We start from the raw sequence: 16,136 nt of genomic DNA on the forward strand, positions 1-16,136 counted from the left end.
TATGCGTGAATCGAGCATGCCGGCCCGCGCCGCAGCGGGGGCGACGGCATTCATACCTTCAGATGGTCAATGATATGGCCGATGGCCTCGGGCGCGCCAGCCTCGCCCTCGTCCACGATCGCGCCCTGTTTCAGCACCAGATAGCGATCAGCCACGTCCAGCGCGAACGCGACATTCTGCTCGACGATGAGCATGGTCGTGCCGCGGCGCTCGCGTTCCCAGTTCAGGGCGCGGCCCAGACGTTCTATCACCGATGGCTGCAGCCCTTCGGTGATTTCATCCAGCAGCAACAGTTCGGGCCGCTGCATCAGCCCGCGCGCCACCAGCAGCATCTTCTGTTCGCCGCCCGACAAGGTACCGGCGTGCTGGCGCAGGCGCGTCGCGAACACCGGAAACAGTTCGGCGATGTCGGCGAAGCGCTCGTCGAAGAGATCATCGCGGGGCAAGCCCAGGCGCAGGTTGTCGCGGATGCTCAGGTCGGGGAACAGGGGCTGTTCCTGCGCCGCGTATGCAACGCCACAGCGCGCCACTTCGTGCGGACGCAGGCGGGTGGCATCGACCGCGCCCAGGCGGACGCGCCCGCGCAGCTTGGGCAGGTAGCCCATGACCGTCTTGAGCAGCGTGCTTTTGCCCATGCCGTTCTTGCCCAACAGCGCCACGCAAGCGCCGCGATCGACCGATAGCGACACCTCGTTCAGCACCACCGAACCTTTATAGCCGCTGGACACGCCTTCCACGCTTAATGCCGGTGCGATACCCGTCATTGCCCTGCTCCTTGCGCGGCCTGCGCGCTACCTGCATAGATGGTGCGCACCAATTCCGATTCCACGACTTCCTGGAAACTCCCGTCCATGACGATGCGGCCCTGGTGCAAGACGACGATCCGCGTCGCCACTTCCTTCACGAAATCCAGGTCGTGCTCGACCAGCAGGCAGCACAGCCCGTACTTGTGCGCCAGCGACGACAGCATCTGGCCGATCTGCGCCCGTTCGGCCTTGGACAGGCCGGCCGTGGGTTCGTCCAGCAGGACGATGCGCGGCTCCAGCGCCAGCACCATCGCCAGCTCCAGCGCCTGCTGCTGCCCGTGCGACAGGTCGCGGGCCACGGTGGCCAGGCATTGGTCCAACCCAGTCACGCGCAGCACTTCCAGCGCGTAAGGCGGCAGGTCCAACGTGGGCGAACGCCGCCACCACGACGGTTGTTCCCGCAGGGTCGTCGCGATGCGCAGGCTTTCCGCCACGGTCATCGTATCGAACACATTGGCGTTCTGGAACTTTCGGCCCAGGCCATAGCGCACGCATTGTTCCGGCCCGTCCCGCTGCACCCGATGACCGTAAAGCTCCAGGTCGCCTTCGGACCGTTCGGCGCCGTCGGCGATGCAACGCATCAGGGTGGTCTTGCCCGCGCCGTTGGGGCCGATCAGGCCCACCAGTTCGCCGCCTCGGGCCTGCAGATCGATTCCTTCCAGCACTTTCAGGCTGCCAAAGCGCTTGGCCACCCCAGACAGATTCAATGCCTGCGACGCGCCGTTGGCTGGCTGCGACTGGCCCGCGCGCACGCCCAGCACTGGCACCGCGACCGCTTGACCGCGCCGGAAGAACGGCGCGGTCAACAGGGGCAATAGCCCGCGCGGCAACAACAGGATGATCAGGATGAACGTCACGCCCAGCAGCAACTGCCACAGGAACGGCATGTTCCCGCTCAGGTAGGAGCCCGCCACGTTGATGAGGATGGCCCCCAGCACCGGGCCCCAGATGGTGCCGCGTCCGCCCAGCGCCACCCATATGATCAGCTCCGTGCCGAACACGAAGCCCGTGAGTTCCGGCGCCACCACGCCGCTGAACGCGCCATAGCCAAACCCCGCCAGGCTGGCCACCGCGCCGCACACGACCAGCAGCACGATGCGCCAATGCGCGGTGTTCAAGCCCAGATAGCTGCAACGGGACTCGTTGTCGCGCAGGGCCACCAGGATGCGGCCGCCGTCGCTGCGCACCACCACCCACGCCAGCAAGGCCACCACCGATAGGGAGCCTGCCGCGATCACATACCAGGCCTCGAGCGACAGATCGAACGTCTCGTAGCCCGTCAGGCCCGACGACGATCCGGTGTACGTGCCGCCGGCCAGCACCAGTTGCGTCAACACGATGGGCAGCACCAGCGAGATGACCGTCGCGAAGAACGGCGACGCCCCCCGATAGAACGACAGCCAGCCGGTCGCCAGCGCCAACAGCGCCGCCGCGCCCACCGCCGCCAACGCGGCGAGAATGGCGATCGACGGTGAAAACCCGTAGTGCGTGAAGGCCAGGCCCGCCGCGTAGGCGCCAACCCCAAAAAAAGCCGATTGGCCGAAGGTGAGATGGCCCGTGTAGCCCCACAGCACGTCCACCGTTACCGCCGCCATCGCGAAAAACAGCGCCTTGATCAGCACGTTGAGCAAATAGGTGTCGAACAGCCACGGGCCCGCCACGGTCAGGATCAGGCACATGCCGGCCAGCCACGGCAATGCGTGGCTGCGCCGTGCGCGCGTCTCGGGCGCCGTGGCGGCCTCGCGCGGTTGTGCAAGCGAATGGTCAGTCATGGGCGAATCCTTGGGGACGCAGGCGCAGCGTCAACGCGGCCAGCACGGCAATGGTGACGCCGCCCAGGATCGGGCTGACGAAGATGCTCACCAGCACCTGGCAAGCGCCGTAGACCAGGCAGGTCAACAACAGCGCAGTGATCGAGTGGCCCGACACCATGACAAGCATGAAGGCGCTGACCAGCCACGGCAGACCCATGTTGGGGTCCACGCTGGACAGCGGCGTGATCAGCGCGCCGGCCAGCGCGCCCAGCCCGGCGCCCAGGCCAAAGGTCGTGAAGCGGATGCGTTCGGCATTGATGCCAAGGCCGCGCGCCAGATCTTCGTTCATGATCACGGCGCGCGTCCGCACGCCGAAACGCGTGCCGTTCAGCAGCAAGGTCATGGCCGCATAGATCAGCAGCGCCCCGGGCACCAGGAACAGGCGATACGCCGAATACTCCGTGCCCAGGAAAGACACGGCGCCCTGGATCGGCGAGTCCACGAATTGAACCTCGCGCCCGAAGGCGACCGTGATGAGCTGGCCGATCACGATACCCAGCCCCCAGGTGGCCAGGATGGCGTCCAGCGGCCGCTTGTACAGGGGCTGAACGATCAGGCGTTCCACGCCCATGCCCACCAGCACGCCGACCGCCAGCGCGAACGGCAGCGCAAGCCAGGGGTTCAAGCCCAGCTGGGTCACCACCAGGCTGGCATAGCTTCCCAGCGTAAGAATCGCCCCATGCGCGAAATTAACGATCTTCATCACGCCGAAGATGATCATCAACCCCGACGTCACGATGAACAGCATGGCGGCCGTGCTCAAGATGTCCAGCAGCAAACCCATAATCGGTCTCCGGCGCCGCCGGACGGGCCGGCGGCGCTTATCACGTTACTGCGGCGTCACTTCAAGTCCGGGCATTGCGCGCCCGGGTCGACTTGATTGAAGGTCTGCAGGATTTTGATGGAACCGTCCTGCTGCACCTGCCCCAGGCGCATGGTCAGCGCGGCGTGGCGCTGCCGGTCCATCTTCACGGGGCCACGGGGGCCATCGAACGACACCTCGCTCAGGGCCTGCACCACTTTCTGCGGATCCAAGCCCGCTGCTCGCTCGACAGCCGCCTTGTACAGGTAGAAGGCCTCATATTGCGGGCCGGAGAATTCATTGGCGGTCTTGGCGTCGTTGCCGAACTTCGCTTTCAGGCCGTCCAGGAACTTGCGGTTCTGCGGCGTATCGATGCTGGTCAGGTAAGACGCCGACATATACATGCCCACCGCCGTATCGCCCATTGTCTTGGCCGTGCCCTCGTCGATCGCCAGGTTGCCGTAAGGCATGGACAGCCCTGCCGCCTTGATCTGCTTGGCCAGACTGACGTTAGGCCCCCCGCCCGCCGTCGAACTGATCAGCGCATCGGGGTTTGCCGAGCGGATCTTCGACACCACCGGCGTCCAGTCCGAGCCATCGATGGGCAGGTATTCCTCGCCCACCACGCGCCCGCCCTGCTTTTCGATATACGCCCGCGTGAACTTCAACATGCCGCGGCCGAAGGCATAGTCGCTGCCGACCAGGAAGAAGGTCTTGGCTTTACGCGCTTGCATGAAGTGGTCCACCACCGGGGCGACCTGCTGCTCGGGCACCCAGCCGTTCACATGCATCCAGCGGTTGCACGACCGGCCTTCGTAGAAAGAGGTATAGATGTACGGCACCTTGCCGCGCGACACGATGGGCAGCGCGGCATTGCGGGCCGCGCTGGTCTCCATGGCGATGATGGCATCCACCTTCTTCTGGAAGACCAGGGTGTCGTAGGCCTTTTGGGCGCCGACGGCGCCCGACGCGTCATCGGCGATTTCCAGCACAACTTGGCGGCCCAGAATGCCGCCGGCCGCGTTGATCTCGTCGGCGGCCAACTGGGACGCCTGCACCACGCCGGGCGCCACCACGCTATTGGCGCCCGACAAACCAACCGGCACGCCAATGCGCAAGGGTTCCGCGGCGTGCGCGCTGGCAACGCCAGCCAGTAACGCAATGAACGACAAGCGGATGCGGAAGCTGCTGAACAGGGGTTTCATAAGGTTGCTCCTTGGAAGTGGGCTACATGCCCGGCGCTTGACGTTGCCGCGGGGCGTCGTCCGCGCCCAGTTGCTCGTCGTAGAGATCGCAGCGCCTATCGCGCAGCACGTGGTTGAAATCGTTCAATTGGCGCGCCCGGCGCGACGCCTTCACGTCGATGGGCGCCAGCAATACTTCTTCCTGATCGGCGCTGGCGGGGCCTGCGGCCGTCCAGCCTTGCGATCCCACGATCAGGCTGCGGCCCACGAACGGCTGGCCGCGTTCCGTGCCCACGCGGTCGGCGCACACCACCGTCAAGCCGTTGCTGTGCGCCCCCGCGATGGTCAGCGCATGGGCCATTACCGGCCCGTCGGGCGTCTGCCCCGGCATCGGCACCCAGTTGGTCGGCACCGCCACGATGTCCGCGCCGCGCACCGCCAGCATGCGGTACACCTCGGGAAACCAGCCGTCATAGCAGATCGCCACCCCCAGGCGGCCCAGCTCGGTATGGAACACCGGCAGGCCCAGGTCCCCGGGTTCGAAATAAAGATTCTCGTCGCCCCACAAATGCAGCTTGCGATAGGTGCCGAGATATCCGGCCGGGCCGGCGACCAGCGCGGCGTTGTACAGCCGGTCGCCGCAACGCTCGGCGATGCCCGCCACCAGATAGATGCCCAGCCGCTGCGCCAGCGCGATCCAGGCCTGCGAGCTGGGGCCACCGGGCACTGCCTCGGCCAAGGCATAGGCTTCTTCGCGGCTTTCGAACACATAGCCCGTGTTGGCCAGTTCGGGCAGCACCACCAGCCGCGCGCCTTGCGCGGCGGCCTGCTCCACCATGGCGGCCGAGCGGGCCACATTGGCGGCAACGTCGCCGATGACGGGAGCCATCTGCACACTGGCCACCCAGGTCGACTGGACCGGGGAACGTTGCGGATCCGACGCTTGCATGCGATCTCCCTCTTCGAAAATTGAAAACGAAAAAGCCCCCGACCACGCATTGCGTGCAAGTCGGGGGCTTCTATAGCCATACTGAATGTTCAAGCAGCAATTATTGCTGCGGGGTACTGCATGCCTTGAAGGCATTCTGGTCAATCTTGACCGTGGGCAGATAATAGAGAGACGCCCGCGCCCGCGACAATAAGTGCTTTCCCGAACGCTGGAATCGCGTGCCGGCCCGTCGCGTTAAAGCGGGCTTTTCCCGGCAGCGCCCACGCTGCGTCACTGCGACGCATTGGGGCCGTCAGCCGGGCTTGGCATAATACGCAGCCATGATGAAACCCGCAGCACATCACCCTCCCCTTGCCGCAGGCTGGCTTGCCATCGCCCCGCCCGTTCTGCCTCCTGCCGTGCGCCACTGGCTGTTCCGGCCCGGCGCGCTCACCGCCGGCCTGCGCCAGGTCGGCCAGGTCCGCCTGCGCGTACTGGCCGAGTATGCCGACGGCGCCCCGCTGGATGAAGCCCGCGCAATGGGCATCGCGCCCGGCACGCCCGTTTGGATCCGTGAAGTCCTGATGTCGGTGAACGGCGTGGACAGCGTGCCGGCCCGCAGCTTGACGCCGCTGGGCGCATCGCATGGCGCATGGCAAGGCATGCGCCGGCTGCTGACCCGGCCGCTGGCCGACATGCTGTACCACGACAGCACCGTCATTCGGTCGCCGTTCGCCTGCCGCCGGCTGGCCTCGCCGGTGCCGTTTCACGCTACGGCGCGTGGCGTGCTGCCGCCCGAGCAGCGCGACCGCGACGCCGCCCGCATCTGGGCGCGACGGTCCGTGTTCTGGCGCCAGGGCCAGCCGTTGCTGGTGGCGGAGTGCTTTCTGCCGGGGTTCTGGGAGTTGATCGCTGACCAGCCCGCGCCGCCCTTGATGCCCCATCAGCGCACGCCACGCTGAGACGCCGGCCGGCGATGCCGGGCACATCCCAGGGCGCATGCGCCACGCCCTGACTCTTGTGCCAGAATAAGGCAATGAGACTCTTCCTCGTTCTGGGCCTGCTCTTGCTTGGCATCCTTGCCGCCGTCGGCTACCGCTTCCGGCGGCCTCGACCGGACGACACCCGCCGCCGCATTGTCAGCGACCTTGTCGCTGGCGGCATCATGTACGCTTTCGTTGCGCCCGCCGTGGGCGGCGTCGCGCTGATGATCGGGGTCGCGATCGTCACCCTGGAAGGCCAGAACCTGATAACCGCCATCTTCGGTCTGCCATGGTTCTATGTCTTTGGCATCGTGCCTGCGCTGCTATGCGGCATCGTGGCGGGCGCGCTCAAACCCGTCCGCCCCACGTGGCCGGCGTTGGGCATGATGACAGGGGTGGGCGCCCTGTGCGGCTTCCTGTTCTTGAGCGGATTCGGCAGCCGGGAATTCCAATGGACGGAACTGCTGTTCCCCTTCGTCGTGGGCGCCTTGCCCGGTATGGTCGGCGCGTTCCTGTGCACGGTCTGGTTCTACGGCTGGCCCGGCCGCGGGCGCGCTAGTACGGTGGATACGGCGAATACGGCCGATACAGTGAGTACAGCGAATACGGCATCGGATGCTGCGTCGGATCGCCCGCAATGACGGCGATCATCCGCTCGTTTTCTGCCCGTTTTCTTTCCGCTTTTTCCCCTTCCCTTGGCCGCCCGGTCACTGACATGCCCCCTCACAGGCTCACCCTCTGGTTCCGACGTTTCTGGCTGCTTGCCGTGGCCAGCCTTTTCACGCTGCATGCTGGCGCAAGCGTCGCCCAGACTTTTGACCGCCAACTGGAAAACCAACGCTACCAGCAGTGGCTGGATGCCTTCCGGCAGGATTTCCAACAGTTCCGCCAGATGCCCGATCGCGAGAACGCCGACGTCGACAAGCTGTTCGCCAACACGCTGGTGCCCGGTTCGCGCGCTTCGCAGGTGGTGAAGGAGCTGGCCCGCGCCCAAGGCGACAGCACGCACGGTGAAATCCGCTTCGTCGGCATCCAGCGCGTATTCATGGCGGCGCTGTCCCATTCCGTCGTCGCGGGCGACGGCGGCGTCTATCCCGAAACCCTGGCGGCTTTCAAGCAGCAGACGCTGCGCGTGCGCTATATGCATGTGGATGGCGGCGGACGGCTGGAGGACTACTTCAACAACCCCGAAATCTACAAGCCTTACCGGCTGCCGGAACCCGGCGTGTTGACTCGCGACGCCTACCCGTTCCTGCTGTTTGAAGACACGCAAGGCAAACTGCGACTGGGCGGCGTGTCCAAGGAATTCTGGGACCTGGTGCAATACATGGACGCGCAACAGTATGCGTAAGTTGCCGATCGTCCTTGCCTTGGCCGCCCACGCGCTGCTTGCCCCGGCCGCCATGGCGGCGTGCGGGCCGGTGGATACCGATTTTTCCGTGCCCTCCACGCGACCGGCAGTGCCGGTGTCCGTGGACCTGACGGACGACCGCGTGTTGCTGGGCAAGCGCGGCGAACGCGTCCCCACGAACCGCAAGCTGGCCTGGACCCACGAGCGCGGCGACCCGACTCCGCACACCTGGACCGACAAGGTTGATTGGTCGGCTTACCGGGTCCGGGAAACCGCGGCCGCGCCCACACGCCTCTATTTCGATCCGGACGGCAAGCTGTGCCGGGTGGAACGCTATGGCAAGATCCGCGGCGGGACCGTGCTTGAAGGCGGTTATCGCCTGGCCTACGACGCGACGGGCGCACTGGCGGCCTATACCGAATACGACTTCGCGGGATCATCCAGCGCGCAGCCCTATTCCGCGACCCGCCGCGCCTGCCTGCGGCGCGACGCGCAAGGCGTGCTGACCACCTTCATCGACGACGGCTGCGGCGACGCCAAAGGCCCCGGTGTCAGCCGCCATTATCTGCACGACGCCTCGGGCCGTCTGCTGCGTGTCATCGACACGCTATCGCCGGGCCAACCGCTGGCCGTCCAGACCTTCGATGCGCAAGGCAAGCCGGCGCAGCGCTACGTGCGGCAATATTCCGCGTTCGCCGCGCCGAACGATAGCGCGGAGCCTCTTGCCTACCCCGAACCCGCTACACGCCCCGACCGTCTGTACCCGCGCCTGCGCGAACATATGGCGGCGATGCCGGGTGAGATCCCGGGCGTGGCGTGGCGCATCGTGCGCATTCCCGAAGACGTACCGATGGACGGCGACGACCAATCGTCCTGGGACCCCGAGCTGCAGGCCGTGCTGGCCAAGGGTGAAACCGACGCGCAAGGCACGGCGCACGTGACGCCGCAGGCCCAAGAACATATCTGGCAGGCCATGCACCAGCATCCCGGCCGGGTCCTGTTCTATTTCGACCCGATGGGGCGCGTCGCGCTGGTGCCGGCCTTGACGCCCACGCAATGGAACGCGTGCGGCGACCCGGCCAATCTGGCGCCGGACGCCTGCACGCAGTGACGTATCACGCCTGGCGGGGCCGCGTGTCCACTGCCAGGCACAGCACGGCCGTCAAGAGCGCCAAGGCGACGTGCCCGACATACAGCGGCGAGAAATCCGCATGGCTCACCGCGCCATGCCCCAGCATCAGCACCGTGATCGCCACGCCCATCACACCGCCGACCTGCCTCGTCGCCTGGTTGACGGCGCTGCCCACGGCGTAGTGTTGCGCCGGCAGGCGGCTGACGGCCGCCCCCGACAACGACGGCAACACCATGCCCACGCCGATGCCGCTCAGCAGCAGGCCCGGCAGCCATTGCGTCACATAGGCGGGTTGCTCGCCCGGCACCAGCAAGAACCACAATCCGCTGGCTGCATAGATCAAGGCGCCGCCCACCAGGAACGGGCGGTGGCCCATGCGCGCCGCCAGCCGGCCGGTCAAGATCGCCGTGGGCATCACCAGCAGCGGGCCCGGCGTCACGGCCAGGCCGGCGCGCGGCAGGCTGTAATGCCAGACCCCCGTCATGTAGAAGAAGAAGGCAAAGAACATCATCGCGAAAGCGATGCCGAAGCTCAGCGTGGCCAGGTTCACATAGCGATAGGTGCGATGCTTGAAGAGCGACAGATCGACCAGCGGGTGCGGCGTGGCGCGGGCCCACGCCACGAAGGCGCCCATGGACACGACGCCCACGGCAGCCACCACGCCCAGTTCCACGCGGCTCCACGACGGCGATTCCGACTGCACGATCGCCAGCGCCAACGCCCCCACCGCCACAACCAGCAGCGCCATGCCGACACCATCCACGCGGCGGCGCGCATCGGGCTTCACGGATTCTTGCAACAGGCCCGCGCCGTACCATAGCGACAAGGCGCCCAGCGGCAGATTGATGTAGAAGGCCCACGGCCAGCCCGCCACGTCCACCACGAACGCGCCCAGGCTGGGGCCCACCGCGGCGGCCAGGCCTCCCACCGCGCCCCACAGGCTGACCGCCACGGCGCGCTGGGAAGTCGGAAAGGCGGCCAGCACGATCGACAACGAGGCCGGCGTCAGCAGCGCCGCGCCCACGGCCTGCAACACGCGGGCGGCGATCAGCCACCCCACGCTGCCCGCCAGGCCGCACGCGGCGGAAGCGGCCAGGAACAGCACCACGCCCACCATGAACATGCGCTTGCGACCATGCGTGTCGGCCAGGCCGCCGGACGGGATCAACATGGCAGCGAACACGACGGTGTAGGCGTTGAGCACCCACGACATGTCGGCAGCCGAAGCCTGGGGAAAGCCGGCGCGCAAGGCGCCGAATGCCGCATACAGCATGGTGCCATCCAGCGACACCAGGAACACGGCGATGCTGGCCACCCAGAAGACGGGCCAGGGAGAGGCCGCGGCGGGCGCATTCGCGGCGTGGATCGCCGGGTCGTTGGCCGACGGGGCTGCCGATGAGGCGGCAGACGTGGAGCGGGCGGTAGCGCGCATGATGCTCCTACCCCAGCGCTTTCAAGTACACCGCCGGCTCGGCGGACAAGCCCTGCTTGACCAGGCGGGTGCGTTCGTCCGCCAGCACCTCCTCGGCGCCCGCCTCCAACCCGTCAAACGCCTGCCCCACGATGGACGCCGGCGTGGACTTCGGGCCATCAATGCCGCGGGTCAAGTCCGTGTCCACAAAGCCCATGTGCAGGCCCAACACTTGCGTCTTCTGCGCCCGCAGGTCGTTGCGCAGGCCGTTGGTCATGGCCCAGGCGGCCGACTTGCTCATGCCGTACACGCTCAGCAACGGACCATTGATCCAACTGGCGATGGACAGCACATTCAACAGCGCGCCCCCGCCGTTGGCCGCCAGCACCGGCGCGAACGCCTGCGCCACGCGCAACGAACCGAACAGGTTGGTGTCCAGATGGCGTTGCGCGGATTCGATGCTGCCCTCGGCCATGAAACTGCCGGTGGCAGCGATGCCCGCATTGTTGATGACCAGCGTCACATCCGACGCATGCGCGGCGGCCGCCGCCACGTCTTGCGGGTTCGTCACGTCCAGCTTGATGGCTTCCACGCCGGCCAACGTAACCGTCGAAGGATCGCGTGCGCCGGCATAGACTTTGCGCGCGCCACGGGCCAGCGCCTCGCGGGCAAATGCCAACCCTAAGCCGCGGTTGGCGCCAGTAATCAAAACCACTGCATTCTTCAAATCCATGATGGGATGTCCTTGGTAGGGATACAGCAACGAAAGTCGACGAAATATGATGATCATCATATTTTTGGTCGGTAAAAAGACCGCGCAATGCGGCCTTTGGATAGGGATCGTGTCAGGCGGATGCGGGGCGGGCCTCGTGGTCGTATTGGTCCAGGATGGCATGTCGGGCGGAGGCCAGCACGGCGCGCCCTTCGGGGTTGTCGCCCAACGCCCGGGCCAGTTGCAGCGCGCCCACCAACGTACTGGTCACGGCCGCCGCGGCCTCTTTGCCGGCCGTCTCGGGCAGGACCTGCCGCACGGCATCCATCAAGCGCCGCACCCGCAACGCCGAGACCTCGCGCACCTCGCTCGACTGACGAGGAATTTCGGACGCCAACGCCGATACCGGACAGCCGCCTTCACAGCCTTTCAAATGCGCCTCGCCCAGATACGCCTCGACCCAGGCTTGCAAGGGGCTGGCCCCCTCCTCTCGGCGCTGGGCAATGCTCTTGGACATGCGCGCCGCGCCATCGCGCCCGGCGCGTTCCATGGCCGCGGCCAACAACGCGTCGCGCGACGGAAAATGCGCGTAGAAGCCGCCATGGGTAAGCCCGGCCTCTTTCATGACGTCGGCCACGCCCACGCCCGCATAGCCTTCACGCCGGATCGCGCGCGCGGCCGCGTCGACGATGCGTTCGTGAGAAAGCGCTTTACGGGAGGACGGGCCGGGCATGGGAGGAAATCCAAAATATGATGATCATCATATTAATCCCGCAAAAACACCCCGGGCAAGAAAAATCCAGGGTGAATATGTAACGCCGCGATGCCGTCCTGTGGGTGCGGCGGTTACCGCCAGGCCTCGGGTTCGACGCTGACCTCGCCCTTGTCGGCCGAAAAGTACACGATGCCATCCGAGATGTTCGCGTTCAGCTGCATCGTGCGTTCGGCCAGCTTGGCCAGTGCGCGGCTCTGGTCCGACGGCAGGTTGATGACCTTCAGGTTGCGGGTGCGTTCCAACTTGTTGCGCACGCCATCCCACCAGATCTTGCTGGCCGAACCGCCGTAGCAATACACAATGACTTCGTCGGCGCGGCCACAGGCGCGCAGGATGCGGCGTTCTTCGGGTTGACCGACTTCGATCCACAATTTGACCGCGCCGGTCAGGTCTTTGACCCACAAATCGGGTTCGTCGGTGTCGCTCAAACCCTTGGTGAACGCCAGCTCTTCCTGCGCATGCAGGGCGTAGGCGACCAGGCGGACCATCAGGCGCTCGTCGGTTTCCGAGGGATGGCGGGCGACCGTCAGCGAATGGCTGCCGTAGTAGTGGCGGTCCGTATCGGCAACGTTAAGTTCGGCCTTGTAGATGGTGGCGCGCAGGGCCATAGCGAAAAATCCGTTGAAATCGTGCAGATTGCGTGAAGGCCGCAATGATAACGCTTGGCGGCTGGGGGTGTTTGCGGGGCGTCGTGGGGCATCGTTGGGCGGCATTGTTGCGGGGCGTCGTTGCGGGCTTTCGGCTGGCACGTTGTCGGTCGCTCGTCGGCGTGGGCGGCATGGGCGCTCGCGCCCACGATTGCGGTCCGGTGCGCAGGCGCCGGACTACCCCGTTGTCATCGTCGTCCGCCTGCGGCTCCCTTCCGATTCCCTCGGGCGCATCGAGGTTGCTCGCGCCCATGCCGCCCACGCCGACGAGCTGGCGCCGTCTTGGATTGATGCGCTGCTGGAGCCGTGGTCGGTGGCGATGCTTGCGGGGCCCGCCGATTTCGGCCGCCCGGGCGGCCGAAATCGGCATACGTGCCTTGCTTCGTCGTGGCGGTGGACGCTTGCGCGAATGCGAAAGGGCGGGTGTTAGTGCGCTTTCAAGTGCGGGGGTAGGTAGAGATGGGCGGCGCGCGGTGGACGGTAGTGTGCGTAGACAGACTTTGTGCGCGCGCCGCCCATCCGCACTGGGGTTAAAGTGGCGATTGGCCGCGTTGCGCTGCTGGTGGGCGCCGGCCTGGCATTCCTGGCCCTCTATCCTTGCCCTAGCTTCCGATCATGACCGCCACTGCCGCTCTGCTCGCCTTTACGTTGGCCGCCACCATCCTCACGATCACGCCGGGGCTGGATACGGCGCTGGTCTTGCGAACTGCCGCCGTTGAGGGCGGACGCCGCGCGCTGATGGCGGGGTTGGGTATCTGCGCGGGATGCCTGCTTTGGGGCGCCATCGCCGCTTTCGGCCTGGGCTCCCTGCTGGCCGTCTCCACGCTGGCGTACAACACGCTGCGCATCTGCGCTGCCGCCTATCTGTTCTATCTGGGCGCCAAATTGCTATGGCGCACCTTGCCTGGCCGCCGGTCCGTGCAGGCAGAGATGACCAGCACGGGCACCGCCTCCGCATCCGCATCCGCCCTGCCATACGCCTCCACCAGCGCCACCGGCTGGTTCCTGCGTGGCTGCCTGACCAATGCCTTGAACCCGAAGGTCGGCATCTTCTACATCACTTTCCTGCCGCAGTTCATCCCGGCAGGCGCCAACGTGCTGACCTTCAGCCTGTTGCTGGCCGCGGTCCACGCCCTCCTGGGCGTACTCTGGTTCACTCTGCTAGTCGCCGCCACACGCCCTTTGGCAAAATGGCTATCCCGCCCCACCGTGATGCGCGGCCTGGACCGCATGACGGGCGCGGTGTTTATTGCGTTCGGATTGAAGCTGGCGCTGGAGAAGCGCTGACCCGAAAGAGGAAGATTACACCCCGTGTCCGGCCACGTATGTTGGATGTCCGACAACGTGTATTGGGTATCCGATAATGGGTCGTCTGCTTTTGATGACGGATTACGTATATTCGATGATGGGTTTCGCGCGTTGAACGATTCGCCACGAAGCCATGCCATGCCGCGCTCCACCCATCCTACGAGCACGATCAGTCAGGATCACGCCGCATTCGCGAAGCGCCACTACCCGACGCAAGCCCGCCTAAACGCCAAAAAAGGCCGCCCGCGCGGCCGTCTTTGGCGACCCCGCAAACTCCTCCCTCCTACTCCACCCGAGGCCAAAACGCCAAGCACACCCCCCGCCCCACCGCCAGATGCGTCTTAAAAACTCAACCGCCAACGCGTCTCAGAAACTCACCCGCCAGTCCCACCTCAAGAACAACCCATCAAGCCTCAATAAACCCCAATAGAATGTCTCGCCACGAAATGCCCCTCGCCCACCGCCACCAACGGTTCGACCAACGGATCGTCCCCCAGCTTTCGCATCGGGCTGGGAATTTCGTCCACCAGCAATGACCGCTCCCGGTGCCGCCGCTGCGGATCCGCGATCGGCACCGCGGCCATCAGCTTCTTCGTATAGGGATGTTGGGGATTCTCGAAAATTGCTCGCCGCGGCCCGATCTCGACGATCTGCCCCAGATACATCACCGCCACCCGGTGGCTTACGCGTTCCACCACCGCCATGTCATGCGAAATGAACAGGAACGACACACCCAGCTCACGCTGCAGATCCAGCAGCAGATTCACGATCTGGGCCTGGATCGACACGTCCAGCGCCGACACCGACTCGTCCGCGATCACCACCTTGGGATTCAGCGCCAGCGCCCGGGCAATGCAAATGCGCTGGCGTTGGCCGCCCGAAAACTCGTGCGGATAGCGGTCGATCATTTCAGGCAAAAGCCCGCACTTGTCCATCAGCCAGCGCACGCGGTCCTGCGCCGCCTTACCGCGTGCCACGCCGTGGATCAACAGCGGCTCCATGATGGAATAGCCCACCGTCATCCGCGGATCCAGCGACGCGAACGGGTCCTGGAAAATGAACTGGATGTGCTGGCGCAACGTCTGCATGGCGCTGCCGCGCAGCGCGCCGATGTTCTTGCCGTCGAACTCGATCGTGCCGCTCTTGCTCTTGACCAGTTGCAGCAACGACCGCCCTGTCGTGGTCTTGCCGCAACCCGACTCGCCCACCAGCGACAGCGTCTCGCCGGGGTATAGATCGAAACTGACTTTCTCGACTGCGTGCACCCGCTTCTGCACCCGGCCCAGAATGCCGCCGGTGATATCGAAACTGGTCGTCAGGTCGCGCACCTTCAGGACCGGCCCGTTCTCGCGGCGGACGGTCGTCGGCGCCGCCACGGGCGCATCCACCAGCGCGGCAGGATCGGCGACGTGGGCGGCTTCCTCGACCTTCAGCAGCGGGAACGGCGCGGGTTCGTCGGTGCCGTGCATCGCGCCCAGGCGCGGCACGGCGGACAGCAAGGCGCGCGTATAGGCATGCTGCGGACGCGCGAAGATCTCGTCCGCCCCGCCCTCTTCCACCTTGTCGCCGCGATACATCACCAGCACGCGGTCGGCCACTTCGGCCACCACGCCCATATCGTGCGTGATGAAAATCACGCCCATGTCCATCTCTTCCTGCAACTGGCGGATCAGTTGCAGAATCTGCGCCTGGATCGTGACGTCCAGCGCCGTCGTCGGCTCATCGGCGATCAGCAGCTGAGGCTTGCACGACAGCGCCATCGCGATCATCACGCGCTGGCGCATGCCGCCCGACAACTGGTGCGGATAGCGGTCCAGGATCGCGCGGGCCTCGGGGATGCGCACGCGTTCCAGCATGCGCAGCGTCTCCGCGCGCGCGCCGGCCGCGTCCAGCCCCTGGTGCAGCTGCAGGGCCTCGGCGATCTGGTTGCCCGCCGTGAAGCTGGGGTTCAGCGACGTCATCGGCTCCTGGAAAATCATCGCCACGTCGGCGCCGCGCACGCGTTGCAGCGTGGTGTCGGGCGCGTGGGCCAGATCCAGCACCTCGCCGCTGCGGCGACGCAGAAACATGTCGCCGTTGACAATCTTGCCGCCGCCGTACTCCACCAGGCGCATCAGCGCCAGCGACGTCACCGACTTGCCCGACCCCGACTCGCCCACGATGGCCAGGGTTTCGCCGCGATCGACATGGAACGAGACATTGCGCACGGCTTCGACCGTGCGGTCAGGCGTTTTGAAGCGCACAGTCAGGTCATTGACCTGAACGACGCGTTTGGGATCCATG

General features: G+C 65.9%; 15 protein-coding genes. 5 read left to right on the plus strand and 10 right to left on the minus strand.

Translation table 11 applies throughout. The features are described from left to right. Positions 1-50 precede the first annotated feature (50 nt). The 5 genes from ACI0FO_RS07250 to ACI0FO_RS07270 are packed head-to-tail and all read right to left on the minus strand — an operon-like array spanning position 51 to position 5,555. Entirely contained in the window at positions 51-764 is a 714-nt protein-coding gene (locus tag ACI0FO_RS07250; protein WP_416025342.1) for an ABC transporter ATP-binding protein, read from the minus strand. After that, positions 761-2,578, minus strand: coding sequence for an ABC transporter permease subunit (locus ACI0FO_RS07255; RefSeq protein WP_416025344.1), 1,818 nt, complete (start codon positions 2,576-2,578; stop codon positions 761-763). Before ACI0FO_RS07255 ends, ACI0FO_RS07250 begins: the two co-directional genes overlap by 4 nt. Next, positions 2,571-3,404: a branched-chain amino acid ABC transporter permease gene (locus tag ACI0FO_RS07260; RefSeq protein ID WP_416025346.1), complete on the minus strand. Its 834-nt coding sequence runs from the start codon at positions 3,402-3,404 to the stop codon at positions 2,571-2,573. The genes ACI0FO_RS07255 and ACI0FO_RS07260 overlap by 8 nt, the downstream gene beginning before the upstream one ends. Before the next feature lie 56 nt (positions 3,405-3,460). Further along, positions 3,461-4,627, minus strand: a complete 1,167-nt coding sequence (locus ACI0FO_RS07265; RefSeq protein ID WP_416025348.1) for a substrate-binding protein — start codon at positions 4,625-4,627, stop codon at positions 3,461-3,463. A 22-nt stretch (positions 4,628-4,649) separates the two neighbouring features. After that, complete coding sequence (locus ACI0FO_RS07270) at positions 4,650-5,555, minus strand: nitrilase family protein (protein ID WP_416025349.1); 906 nt, start codon at positions 5,553-5,555, stop codon at positions 4,650-4,652. Positions 5,556-5,875: 320 nt separating this feature from the next. Here ACI0FO_RS07270 and ACI0FO_RS07275 point away from each other — a divergent pair, with 320 nt between their 5' ends. The 4 genes from ACI0FO_RS07275 (at position 5,876) to ACI0FO_RS07290 (ending at position 8,979) form a co-directional block, all read left to right on the plus strand. Beyond that, positions 5,876-6,496, plus strand: coding sequence for a chorismate--pyruvate lyase family protein (locus tag ACI0FO_RS07275; protein ID WP_416025351.1), 621 nt, complete (start codon positions 5,876-5,878; stop codon positions 6,494-6,496). A 74-nt stretch (positions 6,497-6,570) separates the two neighbouring features. Then, positions 6,571-7,158 (plus strand): hypothetical protein, encoded by a 588-nt coding sequence (locus ACI0FO_RS07280; RefSeq protein WP_416025353.1) that lies wholly within the window; start codon positions 6,571-6,573, stop codon positions 7,156-7,158. 74 nt (positions 7,159-7,232) lie between these two features. Next, positions 7,233-7,868: a hypothetical protein gene (locus tag ACI0FO_RS07285; RefSeq protein WP_416025355.1), complete on the plus strand. Its 636-nt coding sequence runs from the start codon at positions 7,233-7,235 to the stop codon at positions 7,866-7,868. Continuing rightward, on the plus strand, positions 7,861-8,979 hold the full coding sequence (locus tag ACI0FO_RS07290) for a hypothetical protein (protein WP_416025357.1): 1,119 nt from the start codon (positions 7,861-7,863) through the stop codon (positions 8,977-8,979). The genes ACI0FO_RS07285 and ACI0FO_RS07290 overlap by 8 nt, the downstream gene beginning before the upstream one ends. Before the next feature lie 4 nt (positions 8,980-8,983). Here ACI0FO_RS07290 and ACI0FO_RS07295 read toward each other — a convergent pair whose 3' ends face one another. The 4 genes from ACI0FO_RS07295 to ACI0FO_RS07310 form a co-directional block, all read right to left on the minus strand. Then, entirely contained in the window at positions 8,984-10,432 is a 1,449-nt protein-coding gene (locus tag ACI0FO_RS07295) for an MFS transporter (protein WP_416025359.1), read from the minus strand. Between the two features lie 7 nt (positions 10,433-10,439). Next, positions 10,440-11,144, minus strand: coding sequence for an SDR family oxidoreductase (locus tag ACI0FO_RS07300; protein WP_416025360.1), 705 nt, complete (start codon positions 11,142-11,144; stop codon positions 10,440-10,442). Positions 11,145-11,256: 112 nt separating this feature from the next. Further along, complete coding sequence (locus ACI0FO_RS07305) at positions 11,257-11,856, minus strand: TetR/AcrR family transcriptional regulator (RefSeq protein ID WP_416025361.1); 600 nt, start codon at positions 11,854-11,856, stop codon at positions 11,257-11,259. 113 nt (positions 11,857-11,969) lie between these two features. Next, positions 11,970-12,506 (minus strand): YaeQ family protein, encoded by a 537-nt coding sequence (locus ACI0FO_RS07310; protein WP_105559862.1) that lies wholly within the window; start codon positions 12,504-12,506, stop codon positions 11,970-11,972. Positions 12,507-13,160: 654 nt separating this feature from the next. Between ACI0FO_RS07310 and ACI0FO_RS07315 the strand changes: the two genes are divergently transcribed. Further along, positions 13,161-13,832 (plus strand): LysE family translocator, encoded by a 672-nt coding sequence (locus tag ACI0FO_RS07315; RefSeq protein WP_416025364.1) that lies wholly within the window; start codon positions 13,161-13,163, stop codon positions 13,830-13,832. A gap of 434 nt (positions 13,833-14,266) precedes the next feature. Here the strand turns inward: ACI0FO_RS07315 and ACI0FO_RS07320 are convergent, their stop codons facing one another. Then, positions 14,267-16,135, minus strand: a complete 1,869-nt coding sequence (locus ACI0FO_RS07320; RefSeq protein WP_416025683.1) for a dipeptide ABC transporter ATP-binding protein — start codon at positions 16,133-16,135, stop codon at positions 14,267-14,269. Position 16,136 lies beyond the last annotated feature (1 nt).

This window comes from Achromobacter marplatensis, from assembly GCF_049060505.1.
Lineage (GTDB): Bacteria > Pseudomonadota > Gammaproteobacteria > Burkholderiales > Burkholderiaceae_B > Achromobacter > Achromobacter marplatensis_A.